11 protein-coding genes and 2 riboswitches are annotated in these 17148 nt (G+C 62.2%); of the genes, 6 read left to right on the forward strand and 5 right to left on the reverse strand.

Going from position 1 to position 17148, the window contains the following annotated elements:
- Positions 1 to 17: 17 nt before the first annotated feature.
- The 3 genes from HBO05_RS02300 to cobW are packed head-to-tail and all read right to left on the reverse strand — an operon-like array spanning position 18 to position 5848.
- Positions 18 to 1016, reverse strand: a complete 999-nt coding sequence (locus HBO05_RS02300; protein WP_172311517.1) for an AAA family ATPase — start codon at positions 1014 to 1016, stop codon at positions 18 to 20.
- On the reverse strand, positions 1016 to 4777 hold the full coding sequence (cobN, locus tag HBO05_RS02305; protein WP_172311519.1) for a cobaltochelatase subunit CobN: 3762 nt from the start codon (positions 4775 to 4777) through the stop codon (positions 1016 to 1018). Before cobN ends, HBO05_RS02300 begins: the two co-directional genes overlap by 1 nt.
- A 3-nt stretch (positions 4778 to 4780) precedes the next feature.
- Entirely contained in the window at positions 4781 to 5848 is a 1068-nt protein-coding gene (gene cobW, locus HBO05_RS02310) for a cobalamin biosynthesis protein CobW (RefSeq protein WP_170057263.1), read from the reverse strand.
- 90 nt (positions 5849 to 5938) lie between these two features.
- Positions 5939 to 6141: riboswitch (cobalamin riboswitch) on the reverse strand.
- A gap of 664 nt (positions 6142 to 6805) precedes the next feature.
- On the opposite strand from cobW, the gene HBO05_RS02315 reads away from it, so the two are divergent.
- The 5 genes from HBO05_RS02315 to cobM all read left to right on the forward strand — a co-directional run bounded on the left by HBO05_RS02315 (position 6806) and on the right by cobM (position 10009).
- Positions 6806 to 7516, forward strand: a complete 711-nt coding sequence (locus tag HBO05_RS02315; RefSeq protein ID WP_169953289.1) for a hypothetical protein — start codon at positions 6806 to 6808, stop codon at positions 7514 to 7516.
- Between the two features lie 51 nt (positions 7517 to 7567).
- A riboswitch (cobalamin riboswitch) is annotated at positions 7568 to 7775 on the forward strand.
- 95 nt (positions 7776 to 7870) lie between these two features.
- The gene (locus tag HBO05_RS02320) at positions 7871 to 8059 is read left to right on the forward strand and encodes a CbtB-domain containing protein (RefSeq protein WP_131696627.1); all 189 of its coding nucleotides are present in this window, start codon (positions 7871 to 7873) and stop codon (positions 8057 to 8059) included.
- Between the two features lie 11 nt (positions 8060 to 8070).
- On the forward strand, positions 8071 to 8772 hold the full coding sequence (locus tag HBO05_RS02325; RefSeq protein ID WP_170057262.1) for a CbtA family protein: 702 nt from the start codon (positions 8071 to 8073) through the stop codon (positions 8770 to 8772).
- Complete coding sequence (locus HBO05_RS02330) at positions 8769 to 9182, forward strand: cobalamin biosynthesis protein (protein WP_169953285.1); 414 nt, start codon at positions 8769 to 8771, stop codon at positions 9180 to 9182. Before HBO05_RS02325 ends, HBO05_RS02330 begins: the two co-directional genes overlap by 4 nt.
- Positions 9183 to 9262: 80 nt before the next feature.
- Entirely contained in the window at positions 9263 to 10009 is a 747-nt protein-coding gene (cobM, locus tag HBO05_RS02335) for a precorrin-4 C(11)-methyltransferase (RefSeq protein WP_169953283.1), read from the forward strand.
- 203 nt (positions 10010 to 10212) lie between these two features.
- On the opposite strand, the gene nfuA is transcribed toward cobM, so the two are convergent.
- Positions 10213 to 10797 (reverse strand): Fe-S biogenesis protein NfuA, encoded by a 585-nt coding sequence (gene nfuA / locus HBO05_RS02340; RefSeq protein WP_003190728.1) that lies wholly within the window; start codon positions 10795 to 10797, stop codon positions 10213 to 10215.
- An 86-nt stretch (positions 10798 to 10883) separates the two neighbouring features.
- Positions 10884 to 13175, reverse strand: coding sequence for a fatty acid cis/trans isomerase (locus HBO05_RS02345; RefSeq protein WP_172311521.1), 2292 nt, complete (start codon positions 13173 to 13175; stop codon positions 10884 to 10886).
- Positions 13176 to 13340: 165 nt separating this feature from the next.
- Between HBO05_RS02345 and metH the strand changes: the two genes are divergently transcribed.
- Complete coding sequence (metH, locus tag HBO05_RS02350) at positions 13341 to 17051, forward strand: methionine synthase (protein WP_169953279.1); 3711 nt, start codon at positions 13341 to 13343, stop codon at positions 17049 to 17051.
- Positions 17052 to 17148: the final 97 nt, after the last annotated feature.

Below are 17148 nucleotides of genomic sequence, written 5' to 3' on the forward strand. Positions count from 1 at the left end.
AGGTCGGGGGCGGATGCCTAGGACTTTTTTGGCCAGCTAGGCACTTCTCGGCGAGCACCGGTGGGCAATGCGGGTGCGGGCATGTCGCCCCATTGGCCCTGGCCCGACGCGCTATCTGAAGGCTGGGGCGCCTGGCCCTGATCGGGCCTGCTGGCAGGCGGTGCTTGCTCCTGGCGACGATGGCGCAGGGCAAATTCGGCAACCGCCTCTATATCTTCTTCGGCGATGGCCGCAGCCCCGCGCCACGCCGCATGGGCCCGCGCGCCGCGCAACCACACCAGATCGGCACGCAGGCCGTCGACACCGGCGGCAAAGCAGCGCTCGGTAATCTGCGCCAGGGCCTGGTCATCCAGGGCGATGCTTTCCAGGCGTGCACGGGCCTCGGTGCAACGCGCACGCAGCGCCGCTTGCTGGTCAGCCCACTGCGCGCAGAAAGCGCCGGGGTCGCTATCGAAATCCAGGCGCCGGCGAATGATCTGCCCGCGCTCGGTCGGCAAAGTCTGCCCGCTCAATGCCACGTTAAAACCAAACCGATCCAGCAACTGCGGGCGCAACTCGCCCTCTTCCGGGTTCATCGTGCCGATCAGCACAAAACGCGCCGAGTGCCGGTGGGAGATGCCATCTCGCTCGATCAGATTGGTGCCACTGGCGGCGACGTCGAGCAACAAGTCCACCAGGTGATCGGGCAGCAGGTTGACTTCATCCACGTACAACACGCCACCGTCAGCCTTGGCCAGCACGCCCGGGGAAAACTGCGCGCGGCCTTCGCTCAGCGCCGCATCCAAGTCCAGGGTGCCGACCAAACGCTCTTCGGTGGCGCCTAACGGCAAGGTGACGAACTGCCCGCTGGCCAACAGGTCCGCCAAGCCACGGGCCAGGGTGGACTTGGCCATGCCGCGCGGGCCTTCGATCAGCACGCCACCGATCTTCGGGTCGATGGCGGTCAGGCACAGGGCAAGCTTCAGGTCGTCGGCGCCGACCACTGCCGACAGTGGGAAATGGGGGATGTCAGTCATCAACTGTCTTCTTCTATGTCCAGCAACAGGTTTTCCAATGCCTCGCGGTAGGCCCCCGGTTCCTGCCACATGCCACGCTGCTGGGCTTCCAGCATGCGTTCGGTCATGTCGCGCAGGGCGTCGGGGTTGTGCTGTTGCACAAACGCCCGGGTGTCGGGGTCGAGCAGGTAGGCATCGGCCAGCATTGCATATTGGTGATCGTCGATCAGCGCAGTAGTGGCGTCAAAGGCAAACAGATTGTCCACCGTTGCCGCCATCTCGAACGCGCCTTTGTAGCCGTGGCGCTTGACCCCTTCGATCCACTTGGGATTGGCCGCGCGGGAGCGGATCACCCGGTTCAGCTCTTCCTTCAGCGTGCGGATCTTCGGCAGGTCCGGCTGGCTGTGATCGCCATGATAGCTGGCAGCCTTGCTGCCACTGAGGGTTTCCACGGCCGCGAGCATGCCGCCCTGGAATTGGTAGTAGTCATTGGAGTCGAGCAAGTCGTGCTCGCGGTTGTCCTGGTTCTGCAACACGGCCTGCACCTGGCTCAGGCGCTGGGCGAACTGTTCACGGGCCGCAGTGCCTTCATCAGAGCCACCATAGGCGTAGCCACCCCAATTGAGGTAGACCTCGGCCAGGTCTGCGCGGCTTTGCCACAGGCGAGCGTCAATGGCGCCCTGCACGCCCGCGCCATAGGCACCGGGCTTAGCCCCGAAAATGCGCCAGCCGGCCTGCCTGGCCGCAGCCTCTTCATCCAGGCCAGACTTGCACAGCGCCTCACGCTCGCTGCGCACCTTAGCCGCCAGGGGGTTTAGGTCGTCCGGTTCATCCAGCGCCGCGACCGCCTGCACCGCAGCATCGAACAAGCGGATCAGGTTGGCGAAGGCATCGCGGAAGAACCCGGACACCCGCAACGTAACGTCAACTCGCGGGCGGTCGAGCAAGCTGATGGGCAGGATTTCAAAGTCATCGACACGCTGGCTGCCCGTGGCCCATACCGGTCGCACGCCCATCAACGCCATGGCCTGGGCGATGTCGTCACCGCCGGTGCGCATGGTCGCGGTGCCCCACACCGAAAGCCCGAGCTGGCGCAGATGGTCACCATGGTCCTGCAGGTGCCGCTCAAGCATCAGGTTGGCGGACTGGAAGCCGATACGCCAGGCAGTGGTGGTGGGCAGGTTACGCACATCGACGGTGAAAAAGTTACGCCCGGTCGGCAGCACATCGAGGCGCCCACGGCTCGGTGCGCCGCTAGGCCCCGCCGGTACGAAACGACCGTCCAAGGCATCCAGCAAGCCGCGCATTTCCGCCGGGCCACAGGCATCCAGGCGCGGTGCGACGACGATGCGCAGGCTTTCGACCACGGATTTCACATCTTCCCAGCCGGGCTCCTCAAGCTGTTCGAGGGGCCCTTCCAGTGCCTGTTCGATCAACCGCGCCGCGTACAGCTCCAGACGCTCGCGAGTATCGCCGGCGGTGCGCCACAACTGCCCGTCGATCTTCTGCAACACGTCGGGGCGGCGCCCGGTCCAGGGTTCGGCCAGGGCGCAATCGAGCGGGTCAAAGCCCAGCTCGAAGGCCTTGGCCAACACGCGCAGCAGGCTTGATTGCGGGCCGCGCCCGTCGCCACGCGGGATGCGCAGCAGGGCCAACAAGGTATCGATACGCAGGCGCCCCTCGGGCGATTCGCCAAAGATATGCAGGCCGTCGCGGATCTGCGATTCCTTCAGGTCACACAGGTAGGTGTCCAGGCGCGGCAGCCACACGGCTGCGTCGGCCTCGTTATCCAGCGCAAGCTCCTGATCGATGCGGGTTTCGCGCACCAGCTTGAGGATGTCCTTTTGCAGTTCCAGGGCGCGGCGCGGGTCGAGCAACTGCGCTTCGTAATACTCATCCGCCAACAGTTCCAGGTTACGCAGCGGGCCGTAAGTCTCGGCGCGGGTCAGCGGCGGCATCAAGTGATCGATGATCACCGCCTGGGTGCGGCGCTTGGCCTGGGCGCCCTCGCCCGGGTCGTTGACGATAAACGGGTAGATATTGGGCAGCGGCCCCAGCAACGCATCCGGCCAGCAGTTCTCCGACAGCCCGACGCCTTTGCCCGGCAGCCATTCCAGGTTGCCATGCTTGCCCACGTGGATCACGCCGTGGGCGCCGTAGGTGTGGCGCAGCCAGAAATAAAACGCCAGGTAAGCGTGGGGCGGCACCAGGTCCGGGTCGTGGTACACCGCGCTGGCATCCACCTGGTAACCCCGCGCCGGCTGGATGCCGACAAAGGTCAGGCCCAGGCGCAGGCCGGCGATCATCATACGCCCGTCGCGGCACATCGGATCGTTATGGGGTGTGCCCCAGCGTTCCAGCACAGCCTGGCGGTTGGCCTCGGGCAAGCGATTGAACATCGCCTGGTAATCGTCCAGCCCCAGGCTTTGATGGCAGGGGCGCAGGTCGAGGCTGTCGAGGTCGTTGGTCACACCGCCGAGCAGCTCGTGGATCAAGGCGGTGCCGCTGTCCGGCAACGTGAGCGGCAGCGGATAACCCTTGGTTTGCAGGGCAAGCAGGATATTCAAAGCCGCAGCCGGCGTATCCAGGCCCACGCCGTTACCGATGCGCCCGTCGCGCGTCGGGTAGTTGGCAAGGATCAGGGCGATGCGTTTCTCTGCATTCGGCACCCGGGCCAGTTCGACCCAGCGCCGCGCCAGTTCGGCCACAAAGTCCATGCGTTCGGGGGCTGCGCGGTAGCACACCACGTCCGACTGGCTGCGCTCGCTGCGCCAGGCCAGGTCCTTGAAGCTGATCGGGCGGCTGATGATGCGCCCGTCCAGTTCCGGCAAGGCAATGTGCATCGCCAGGTCGCGCGGGCCAAGGCCTTGTTCGCTGGCTTCCCAACCGGGTTGGTTGTCCTGGGCGCAGATGGCCTGGATCACCGGGATATTGCGGCGAAACGGCCGCAAATGGGGCGTTTCCGGGCTGGATTGGGCAAAGCCGGTGGTGTTCAGTATCACCGCCGCCTGCACCTCATCCAGCAGATCCTCGACCACCGTCAGGCAGCCGGTCTCCTTCAAACTGGCCACCGCCATTGGCAGCGGATTCAGGCCCGCCGCCTGCAAGCGCTGGCAGAACACGTCGATAAAAGCGGTATTGGCCGCCTGCAAGTGCGAGCGGTAGAACAGCACCGCTGCCACCGGCCAATCGGTGCTCCAGTCCACCTGCCAGTCACTGAGGCGCGCATTGGCGATGCGGGGGTGATAAATCGCCGTGCGCGACAGGGTTTGCGGTTCGGCCCAGGGGTAATCGCGGCCCAGGTAGCTACTGGCCAGGCAGCGATAGAAATCCAGCGCATTCCCCAGCCCGCCCTGGCGCAGAAAGTGCCACAGGCGGTCACGCGCCTGCGCATCCACGGTGCTCAGGCCGCTAAGTTCGGGATCGGGACGGTCATCCCCCGGCACCAGGATCAACTGCACGCCCTGCTCGGCCAACTCCACCAGGCGCTGGATACCGTAGCGCCAGTAGCCGATGCCGCCATGCAGGGATATCAGGATGACCTTGGCGTGGCGCAACACCTCGTCCACATACAGGTCCACCGACGCGTGATTCTGCACCTGCATCGGGTTGGCCAGGCGCAGGCTCGGGTAGTCGTCGGGCAGTTGCTGGGCGGCTTCGGCCAACAGCGCCAGGCTGGAATCACCGCTGCACAGGATCACCAGCTCGGCGGGGGTCTGTCCAAGGTCGGCGATGTTGTCATCGGAGACGAAGCCACCGGGCTGGGTCCTGAGCAGATGCATGGGTTAAACGCTGAGGGCAGCGCGCAATTGCGCTTCCAGGCCTGCTGCGTCCAGATCCTGGCCGATCAGCACCAGACGCGTGATGCGTGCTTCGTCAGCCCCCCAGGCGCGGTCGAAGTGCTTGTCAAAGCGCGTACCCACGCCCTGGATCAACAGGCGCATCGGCTTGTTGGGGATCGCGGCGAAGCCTTTGACCCGCAGGATGCCGTGCTGCACCACCAATTGGCTCAGGGCGTCGAGCAGCAGCGCTTCATCAGCCTGGGGCAAGTCGATGGAGATGGAATCGAACGCATCGTGATCGTGATCGTGATCGTCTTCACCTTCGTGGTGATGATCGTGATGGCTATGGCGCCCGTCGATATGCTCCTCGGAGCCGGCGCCCAGGCCAATTAACACGTCCAGGGGCAGGCGGCCGCTGCTGGCCTCGACGATTTTCACCGCTGGCGGCAGTTCTTCGGCGACTTCCAGGCGTACACGGGCCAGGTCTTCGGGGCTGATCAGGTCGGTTTTATTGAGGATCACCAGGTCGGCGCTGGCCAGTTGGTCGGCAAACAGCTCGTGCAGTGGCGATTCGTGGTCCAGGTTGGGGTCGAGTTTGCGCATGGCGTCGACCTGGTCGGGGAATGCGGCGAAGGTGCCGGCGGCTACGGCCGGGCTGTCGACCACGGTGATCACCGCGTCAACCGTGCAGGCACTGCGGATTTCCGGCCACTGGAAGGCCTGGACCAACGGCTTGGGCAGGGCCAGGCCGGAGGTTTCGATGAGGATATGGTCGAGGTCGCCACGGCGCGCCACCAGTTCACGCATCACCGGGAAGAACTCTTCCTGCACGGTGCAGCACAGGCAGCCGTTGGCCAGTTCGTAGACACGGCCGTTGGCCTCTTCTTCGGTGCAACCGATGGAACACTGCTTGAGGATCTCGCCGTCGATGCCCAGCTCGCCGAATTCGTTGACGATCACCGCAATGCGCCGGCCCTGGGCGTTGTCCAGCATGTGGCGCAGCAAGGTGGTTTTGCCCGAGCCGAGAAAGCCGGTGACGATAGTGACGGGGAGTTTGGCCAGTGTTTTCATCGGATGCCCTTTGGGGCGGGCATACGGGACGACTGGCCCTGCGGCGGCGCAGGTGCTGGATTCGTCACCGGATCACCCCGCCCGGTTGAAATGGAAAATCGGTTGCGAGGCAGGTCTCCTGGCTTGGGGCTTGCTGGCCTTGCGGCTGGCGCTGGCTGCGCCTTCCCGCCTGGTACAGGCAGTGGCGTGGCAGTCAGATAAACCCTTTACAGTTGCGGGGGCAGCCGCGGCTTGGACCGCGTTCCCTTCTTAGCTTCGGCCGCAGCCGAAGAACCTCGAACGTGCAAGGCTACGCAGTGCCCGGCAGCTGGTCAACGTCGCGCAGCTAAACGCATCTAGTGACTCAAGGGTGCACCTCACCTCTGGGGACCCAAAGTGAAACCGTCACGCCGCGAACACTACATAACTATCGCACCTCTCACCAACCCACTGAATACACTGAATATGCATCCACGTTAGCTGGAACGATGACAATCAATCCAACAGAAAACGCAATTCAACCAATATCACTCGCTATAACGCCTAAAACCAATAACCTCCCATCTTTGCAGACACTGAACAATGATGTTTCCCACCGTACTTTGTCGTAGACATCAGCCGATAGTATTTCTGATAGACCCTGACCTGGCAGGAGACCAGCTCAACGTTATGACATGGACAATTTTGACTATACGTTTGCTCATACCTGCCCCCTAATCGCCTTTTCAGGAGCGTTACTAGCCAGCACTACAAAGACCTGTACGTAGTGCAGACCGTAAAAGCACCTTATGTAAAAGCCCGCCTTGAATCCAGCCTGGCTATCCAGCCCACACGAGTTAAAGAGGTGCTGTAATTTAATGAAATCCATTTCGCAGTTAGCACGAGGAACAGCAGCCTTGAAAAACATCACTCACTCTCAAGGCAGCTTTCCAAACAATCCAACCCCAAGCCCACCTATTCAATGGGGATACAAACACGATGAAGTCTTCAGCAAGCATTCAACCCAGTGCGCCTATGCTTAACGCACCTCGCACTACACTCCCCAAAGACGCTTCTCCCACCTTAGCACCGACACAAAACATCTCATCGGACATTCCGTATTTTGAGAGCTACACCCACTCGATGCTGGCCGAAAAACTACTGGCCCATTTCATAGATTTGGAAGTCCCAGGCGCTAAAACATCCAACAGCTTTCGCTTGGATGAGCTTAAAAGTATGGCGAGAGGCAAACTACACGACGGACGAGATGCCACACAAGAGCAAGTAGAGCTTGCAAAGCAGGTCATCAACCGCCCAGAACTAGTCAAGTCACTCTTTGGTTCGCACTCCGGTAATGTGACCTGGGACCAAGTCGCTCTTATCGCTGGAGACTTCAAAAGTCTCAGCGATGCAGCCCTGCTGGACCAAGCGAGAATTTACTTTCGCGAATTTGCCAAAGGTCCCAAAGATCATTATGTAAACTTTAACGAACTGCGAGAGGCCGCACGCCAAACAAGAAGCACCCGCCACTTTTCGTACAATGCAACCAAAGTTGCCCAAGAACTTCTTAAGCGGCCTGACCTGCTTTGGGATTTGGATACAAAGCCTGTCTCTCTCTCACGTCCAAGCAAACCAGACAACAGATTTGGGTTGGGCAGTATTTTTTACTCAGAAGATTGGGTTTCCACGTCGCCGCGTCGCCCTGGCTGATCAGGCAGGCGTCAATTCGTCTATTTGACGCCCGCCCTCTGGCCATGCTCTCCTACACATCTTGTTTCGGGTGCCCTTTACAGGGTGAAACGGGAAACCGGTCAATCATGCATGCATGACCAATCCGGTGCTGCCCCCGCAACGGTAAGCGAGCGAAGCGTCACAGCCACTGTGCTTTTGGCATGGGAAGGCGATGCTTTCAGGACTCAGGAGAGCCCCCTCGCAAGCCCGGAGACCGGCCCGAAAAATCAAATAACAAACCCGCGGTGGGCGGGCGCTGTTCAGAACCCTGCGTGCCCGGCTCGCGGGGTTTTCATGCGCTCGTGTCACCCTGCCACTCGAAAGGGACGTGCCATGTCGATCATCAGCAGCACCTCACACACCGCCAGCAGCTCCGCCACCTTGAGCCAACGCCTGACCGCCGCCATCGGCGCGGCGATCCTCGGTGCATGCCTGGTGTATTTCGCCGGGTTCTCGCACATCGAGGCCGTGCACAACGCTGCCCACGATACGCGCCACAGCGCCGCCTTCCCGTGCCACTGAGACCTGCCGCCATGATCAAGCGAATTGCGCAAACCGCAGGTTTCACCGGCCTGCTGGCCGCCCTGTTGCTGACCCTGCTGCAAAGCTTCTGGGTGGCCCCGCTAATCCTGCAGGCAGAAACCTTCGAAAACGCCCCGGCCGCGACCGAGGTACATGAGCATGCCCCTGGCGTTGCGGCCCACAGCCACGACGCCGAAGCCTGGGAGCCGGAAAATGGCTGGCAGCGCGTGCTCTCCACCACTGGCGGCAACCTGGTGGTCGCCGTGGGTTTTGCACTGATGCTCGCTGGCCTCTACACCCTGCGTGCCCCGACCCGCACCGCCCAGGGCCTGCTCTGGGGCCTGGCCGGCTACGCCACCTTTGTGTTGGCGCCGACCCTCGGCCTGCCACCGGAGCTGCCCGGCACCGCTGCGGCGGACCTGGCGCAACGGCAGATCTGGTGGATCGGCACTGCAGCCTCCACTGCCGCCGGCATTGCGCTGATTGTGTTTGGTCGCAACTGGCTGCTGAAGATCCTCGGCGTGGCCATCCTGGCGGTGCCCCATGTGGTTGGCGCGCCACAGCCCGAAGTGCACTCGATGCTCGCCCCAGAAGCCCTGGAAGCACAGTTCAAGATCGCTTCGCAGCTGACCAACGTTGCGTTCTGGCTGGCCCTGGGCCTGATCAGTGCCTGGTTGTTCCGGCGTAACCGCGACGATCAGTACTCGGCATGACAACGGCCAACACCCGGCCGGCCCTGGTGGTCGGCCTGGGTTGCCAGAGTGGTTGCAGCGTCGAGGCGTTATTGGCGCTGTTCAATGAAGCCTTGGCTGGCGCAGGGATCGACCCTCGGCACATCAGCGCACTGGCGAGTATCGACCGCAAGCAGGATGAGCCGGGTTTACTGGCCCTGGCCGCCAGCCTGGGGTTGCCGCTGAAGTTTTTCAGTGCCCAGCAACTGGCGAGCCATGAAGCGCAACTGAGCCACCGCTCTGCCGTCGCCTTTGCCCATACCGGCTGCCATGGCATCGCTGAAAGCGCCGCCCTGGCCCTGGCCACGCAGCTGGCCCAGCGCCCTGCCCGCCTGTTGATCAACCGCCAGAAAAGCCCGCAAGCCACCTTTGCATTGGCGTGCGCCGGCTGAATTCCCGATAATCCCCGTCCTTGATCATGAGCGGTCTTCATCTACAGCCCGCCTTGCCCGCTTTTTCACAGGAATGTCCCATGACCGTCTACTTCATCGGCGCAGGCCCCGGCGACCCGGAACTGATTACCGTCAAAGGCCAGCGGCTGATCCGCAGTTGCCCGGTGATTATCTATGCCGGCTCCCTGGTGCCTGCCGCGGTGCTTGAAGGCCATCAGGCCCAGTTGGTGGTCAACAGTGCCGAACTGCACCTGGAGCAGATCATTGACTTGATCAAGGACGCCCACGAAAAAGGCCAGGACGTAGCGCGTGTGCACTCCGGCGATCCAAGCCTGTATGGCGCGATTGGCGAGCAAATCCGTCATTTGCGCCAGCTGGGGATTGCCTTCCAGATCATTCCAGGGGTGACTGCGGTGGCCGCGTGTGCCGCGCTGCTGGAGGCGGAGCTGACTTTGCCGGATATCGCCCAAAGCGTGATCCTGACCCGCTATGCCGACAAAACCACGATGCCTGCGGGGGAATCCTTCGACAGCCTGGCCAGCCATGGCACCACCATGGCGGTGCACTTGGGGGTCAATCACCTGGAGAAAATCGTCGCCGAACTGCTGCCACATTATGGTGCGGATTGCCCGATTGCCGTGGTGCACCGGGCAACGTGGCCGGATCAGGACTGGGCCATTGGCACCTTGGCGGACATTGTCGAAAAGGTCGCGGCGAAGGGGTTCCGGCGCACCGCGCTGATTGTGGTGGGCCGGGTGCTGGCCAGCGACGGCTTTAGCGAATCCTCGCTGTATCGCGCAGGCCATGCCCACCTCTACCGGCCCTGACACCACGCAAGACAACCTGTGGGAGCTGGCTTGCCTGCGGTAGCGGTGAAACAGTCGATAGATAAGTCGCCTGGCACAGCGTCATCGCGGGCAAGCCCGCTCCTACAGTTGATTCTCTTTGTTAGATAGCTCGTGTAACTCATTAATTTAAATCAATAAAAAACGGCGCTCACGGGCGCCGTTTTTTGTTTGCAGCGAACGCCTTAGTAGTAGGCGTTTTCTTTCTGCGTATGGTCAGTCACGTCACGTACGCCCTTGAGCTCGGGAATCCGCTCCAGCAACGTACGCTCGATGCCCTCACGCAAGGTCACGTCGGCCTGGCCGCAGCCCTGGCAGCCGCCACCGAACTTGAGCACGGCGATGCCGTCATCCACCACGTCGATCAGGCTGACCTGGCCGCCATGGCTCGCCAGGCCCGGGTTGATCTCGGTTTGCAGGTAGTAGTTGATGCGCTCGTTGACCGGGCTGTCGGCGTTGACGTTCGGCACCTTGGCGTTGGGCGCCTTGATGGTCAGTTGGCCGCCCATGCGATCGGTGGCGTAGTCGACCACCGCATCATCCAGGAACGCTTCGCTGAAGGCGTCGATGTACGCAGTGAAGCTCTTGAGCCCCAGGGCGGTGTCTTCAGGCTTTTCTTCGCCCGGCTTGCAGTAGGCAATGCACGTCTCTGCGTACTGGGTGCCAGGCTGGGTAATGAAGACGCGGATGCCGATACCCGGGGTGTTCTGCTTGGACAGCAGGTCAGCCAGGTAATCGTGGGCGGCGTCGGTAATGGTTATGGCAGTCATGGGAACTCCTCACAGGCTTGCTGGCAGTTTACGCCAATCGCCTCGGCGGTACAAAGTCCTAGTATTTTTGTCAGGCAAATCCATATTTACAGGTTCTCGTAGCGATTCATATCCAGCACACCCTCTTCCACCGGCGTGGTTTCACGGACGTACTGCGATAAATCGTGGAAATACTCCCAGAACTGCGGGTGGCTGCGGCGAATGCCCCAGCGCTCGACAATCCGTTCAAAACGCTTGGCGTCCCTGGCCCGCTCCATGTCCTCGACGAACTCAGGCACATCCTCGGCCGGCACGTTGAAGATGAAGTTGGGGTAGCTGCTGAGCACGCCCGGGTAGATCGTCAGGGTATCCAGGCCCGGCTGATAGCGATAAGCCTCGCCCAGCATAAACGCCACGTTACTGTGGGCACGGTTGCGCAGCAGGCTGTAGACCTCGCGTTTGCCGCTGCGGGTCTGGATGCGCAGCATAGTGGCTTCCGGCAATTGTTCGATCACCTTGAGCCCGGCCGCCGGCCTGGAGGTCAGGCGGCTGAGGGTTTGTTCGGCATCGCGCAGTTGCGGGTCGATACCAGGACGCGAGCAATAGGCGCTGATGCAACGGTTGATCGGATCCGGGCTGGCATTCAAATCGCCATAACGGGCAAGCAACTGGTTGGCAAAGTCGCGCTTGGGGTCCTGCGGGTCCAGTTTCAGGCCGGTGGGCTTGTCGTTGTCGATGGCCTCATAGTCCAGCCACAGCTTGACCTTGCCGCTGTTCTGGTACCAGTCATCGAGGTACCCATCGCGCGAGTCCGCCGGCATCAGGCGCAGGAAGTTCTGTTCGGCGCCATTACGGATCAGGTCGAAATACAGGCGGGTCTGGGCCTGGTGCGAGACGTTGCCAAACACGTCGAAATTGACCGCCAACTGGTAATAGGTGCGTTCCAGCAACGGATAATCGAACAACCACAGCGTCTGTGGCACTTCGCCAATCAGGCCTTTGGTCACAGAAGCGCTGTCGAAATGGCGGAAGATGCTCAGCAACGCGTTGTTATTGCCCTCCCATAGGCTCGACCAGCCTGGCGCCGGCAGGTCGGCGTAGTTGTCGCGACGCAGGGCCTCGTATTCATTGCGTTTGTCGCGATAGGCCAGCCATAGGCCCAACACACTGCCCACGTCATCGTTCTGCCCCGGCATCGCCAGCAACGGCGTGGCCTGGCCACGATAACGCGCATCGGTGATGTACAGGTCGTGTTCCGGGTCCTGGAACAGGGTCCAGAAGTTGTCGCGGATCACGTCCGTGGCAATCTGCCCACGGCACACCGGCCCGCGAATGAAGGTGCGCACGAAGTATTCGGCGTTATCCAGCATGAACTGGTAGCGCGCCTTGGCCGGGATCGCCTCGAACGTTTCAAACGGGTTGGCCCGACGCCCAGGGCCGTAGCCGGGCAGCGCCACGACCTGCCAGTCGCCGCTGTAGAACAGCGCCTTGATCCGCGCCATCTTCGCCGCACTGAACGGGTACGTGATGTGGGTCTTGTGCACGATCACCCCTTGCACCGGCCACAGGCGGTAGTACACCTGGGTGCCGGGGTCGTCATTCGGGCGACGGGTGTTGATCAGGTCGATGGGCTGGCCGCTGGGCGTACGCGAGCGTACCCACTGGAAAAAATGCCCCGGCTCACCGCCCTCGAAATAGATATGGGCGAGGAACAGGTGTTCGAATAACCAACGCGCCACCAGGCTTTCCCGGGCGCCGGGCTGGTTCAGCAGGTTTTCCCATTGCTGTACCTGCAAGGCTTCCTGGGCGCTGGGCGCCAGGCCCTGCTCATCAATAGGCGCACCGGACGCCAGCCAGCGTTGCAGGGTCTGGTATTGCTGGTCGGTCAGGCCGGTGACGGCCAGGGGCATGCCTTCCTTGGGGTGCGCGCCGGCGTAGGCGTCGAACTCCCCCGGTAGCGGGCACATGTTTTGGCGGTTGAGGCCCAGCACAATCTCATCGGGCAGCTTGGCATTGGGCGCCAATGGGGTGTTATGGCCCAGTTCCAGCATGCGCGCCATCAGCGCCGCCTGGCTGCCCTGGGCATCCAGTACCGAGGCAAACCCCTGGCGCTGCCAGGCGGCCTTGCCAAAGGCGTCATAAAACAGCCGGGTCGGCTGCGCAGCCTGGCTGCGCTCGCCGTCGTACACCGGCACTTTGCTCGCGCCGCGTGCCGCGCCTTCGCCACTGCCCAGGTTGAGCTGGCAGGCGGAGTCGTAGCAGGCGTGGCAGGCCACGCACTTCTCGGTGAAAATCGGTTGGATATCGCGGGTATAGGAAAACGCCGGGGCGGGTCCGTTGGCCTGTGCTAGGCAGGCGACCAGTGCCAAGACGGCGCTGGTGATGAGGCGAAATGACATGTATCCGGTCCCGATTCAATGCGTGCGCTGAAAAATTGCCGCGATTCTACCGATGTCGGCCCGCCATCAACATGAGCGATATTCATGCAAAACCCAGGCAGGCTCTAAAAGCGCACAGGTTTGCTATGATCCACGCCCTCCGTAATGCCTGATTAGAGTAGTCCCATGTCCGATCGTAGCACTCGCCTGCAAGCCCTCCACCAAGCCCTCAAGGAACGCATCCTGATCCTCGATGGCGGTATGGGCACGATGATCCAGAGCTACAAGCTGGAGGAAGAGGATTACCGTGGCAAACGCTTCGCCGACTGGCCCAGCGACGTCAAGGGCAACAATGACCTGCTGATCCTGAGCCGCCCGGACGTGATCGGCGGGATCGAGAAAGCATACCTGGATGCCGGTGCCGATATCCTCGAGACCAACACCTTCAACGCCACCCAGGTGTCCCAGGCCGACTACGGCATGGAGGCCCTGGCCTACGAGTTGAACCTGGAAGGCGCACGCCTGGCCCGCCGGGTCGCCGACGCCAAGACCCTCGAGACCCCCGACAAGCCGCGCTTCGTCGCCGGCGTACTCGGCCCGACCAGCCGCACCTGCTCGCTGTCGCCCGACGTGAACAACCCCGGCTACCGCAACGTCACCTTCGATGAACTGGTGGAGAACTACACCGAAGCCACCAAAGGCCTGATCGAAGGCGGTGCGGACATGATCCTCATCGAAACCATCTTCGACACCCTCAACGCCAAGGCCGCGATCTTCGCCGTGCAGGGCGTGTACGAAGAACTCGGCGTCGAGTTGCCGATCATGATTTCCGGGACCATCACCGATGCCTCCGGGCGCACCCTGTCAGGCCAGACCACCGAAGCGTTCTGGAACTCCATCAGCCACGCCAAGCCGATTTCCGTGGGTTTGAACTGTGCCCTGGGTGCCAGTGAGTTGCGGCCATACCTGGAAGAACTGTCTAACAAGGCCAACACCTACGTTTCCGCGCACCCCAACGCCGGCCTGCCCAACGAGTTCGGCGAGTACGACGAGTTGCCAGCGCAAACCGCCAAGGTCATCGAAGAGTTCGCCCAAAGCGGCTTCCTCAATATCGTCGGCGGCTGCTGCGGCACCACGCCGGGGCATATCGAGGCCATCGCCAAGGCCGTGGCCGGCTACGCGCCGCGCCAGATCCCGGACATTCCCAAGGCCTGCCGCCTGTCGGGCCTGGAGCCGTTCACCATCGATCGCCAGTCGTTGTTCGTCAACGTCGGCGAACGCACGAACATCACCGGTTCCGCCAAGTTCGCCCGGCTGATCCGCGAGGACAACTACACCGAAGCCCTGGAAGTCGCCCTGCAGCAAGTGGAAGCCGGCGCCCAGGTGATCGACATCAACATGGACGAGGGCATGCTCGATTCGAAGAAGGCCATGGTGACCTTCCTCAATCTGATTGCCGGCGAGCCGGATATCTCCCGCGTGCCGATCATGATCGACTCCTCCAAGTGGGAAGTGATCGAAGCCGGCCTCAAGTGCATCCAGGGCAAGGGCATCGTCAACTCCATCAGCATGAAGGAAGGCGTCGAGCAGTTCATCCACCACGCCAAGCTGTGCAAGCGCTACGGCGCGGCGGTGGTGGTAATGGCGTTCGACGAAGCCGGCCAGGCCGACACCGAGGCGCGCAAGAAAGAGATCTGCAAGCGCTCCTACGACATTCTGGTCAATGAAGTGGGCTTCCCCCCCGAAGACATCATCTTCGACCCGAACATCTTCGCCGTGGCCACCGGCATCGAAGAGCACAACAACTACGCCGTCGACTTTATCAACGCCTGTGCCTACATCCGCGACGAGCTGCCGTATGCGCTGACCTCCGGTGGTGTGTCCAACGTGTCGTTCTCGTTCCGGGGCAACAACCCGGTGCGCGAGGCGATCCACTCGGTGTTCCTGCTGTATGCGATCCGCAACGGCCTGACCATGGGCATCGTCAACGCCGGCCAACTGGAGATCTACGACCAGATCCCGGCCGAGCTGCGTGACGCCGTGGAAGACGTGGTGCTCAACCGCACGCCGGACGGCACCGACGCCCTCCTCGCCATCGCCGACAAGTACAAGGGCGACGGCAGCGTCAAGGAAGCCGAGACCGAGGAATGGCGTGGCTGGGAAGTCAACAAGCGCCTGGAACACGCGCTGGTCAAGGGCATTACCACCCATATCGTCGAAGACACCGAAGAATCCCGGCAATCGTTCGCGCGCCCGATCGAGGTGATCGAAGGCCCGCTGATGTCCGGCATGAACATCGTCGGCGACCTGTTTGGCGCCGGTAAAATGTTCCTGCCCCAGGTGGTGAAGTCGGCACGGGTGATGAAGCAGGCCGTGGCGCACTTGATCCCGTTTATCGAACTGGAAAAAGGCGACAAGCCGGAAGCCAAGGGCAAGATCCTCATGGCGACGGTCAAGGGCGACGTACACGATATCGGCAAGAACATTGTCGGCGTGGTGCTCGGATGCAACGGCTACGACATCGTCGACCTGGGCGTGATGGTGCCCGCCGAGAAGATCCTGCAGGTGGCCAAGGAGCAGAAGTGCGACATTATCGGCCTGTCCGGGCTGATCACCCCGTCCCTGGATGAAATGGTGCACGTGGCCCGCGAGATGCAGCGCCAGGACTTCCACCTGCCGCTGATGATCGGTGGCGCTACCACCTCCAAGGCGCACACGGCGGTGAAAATCGAGCCCAAGTACAGCAATGACGCGGTGATCTACGTGACGGACGCCTCGCGTGCGGTGGGCGTGGCCACGCAGTTGCTGTCCAAGGAGCTGAAGGCCGGGTTTGTCGAGAAGACCCGCCTGGAATACATCGACGTGCGCGAGCGCACCTCCAACCGCAGCGCCCGCACCGAACGCCTGAGCTACGCGGCGGCCATCGCCAAGAAGCCACAGTTCGACTGGAGCACCTACACCCCGGTCAAGCCTAAGTTTACTGGGGCCAAGGTGCTGGACAATATCGACCTCAAGGTGCTGGCCGAATACATCGACTGGACGCCGTTCTTTATTTCCTGGGACCTGGCCGGCAAGTTCCCGCGCATCCTCACCGATGAGGTGGTGGGTGAAGCCGCCACCGCGCTGTACGCCGACGCCCAGGAAATGCTCAAGAAGCTGATCGACGAACAACTCATCAGCGCCCGCGCGGTGTTCGGCTTCTGGCCGACCAACCAGGTGCAGGAGGATGACCTGGAGCTGTACGGCGACGATGGCCAGCCGATTGCCAAGCTGCATCACCTGCGCCAGCAGATCATCAAGACTGACGGCAAGCCGAACTTCTCCCTGGCCGACTTTGTGGCGCCCAAGGACAGCGGCGTGACCGACTACATCGGTGGCTTTATCACCACCGCCGGCATCGGCGCCGAGGAAGTGGCCAAGGCCTACCAGGATGCGGGCGACGACTACAACTCGATCATGGTCAAGGCCCTGGCCGACCGCCTGGCCGAGGCCTGCGCCGAATGGCTGCACCAGCAAGTGCGTAAAGACTACTGGGGCTATGCCAAGGATGAAGAGCTGGACAACGAGGCGCTGATCAAGGAGCAGTACAGCGGTATCCGCCCTGCCCCCGGCTACCCGGCGTGCCCGGATCACACCGAGAAGGCCCAGTTGTTCCAACTGCTCGACCCCCAGGCTCGCGAGATGCACGCGGGCCGCAGCGGCGTGTTCCTCACCGAGCACTACGCGATGTTCCCGGCGGCGGCGGTCAGCGGCTGGTACTTCGCCCACCCGCAGGCGCAGTACTTTGCCGTGGGCAAGATCGACAAGGACCAGGTGACGAGCTACACCGCCCGTAAAGACCAGGACCTGGCCGTGACCGAGCGCTGGCTCGCACCGAACCTGGGTTACGACAACTGACCGGCTTTTTATAGAAGCGAACTGACAAGGGCGACGCGGCGCCCTTGGGTTTTTCACGAGCAAGTTCGCGCCTACAGTAGAGCGGCATGCGGCTGTG

Source organism: Pseudomonas sp. WS 5079, assembly GCF_012985465.1.
Classification (GTDB): Bacteria; Pseudomonadota; Gammaproteobacteria; order Pseudomonadales; family Pseudomonadaceae; genus Aquipseudomonas.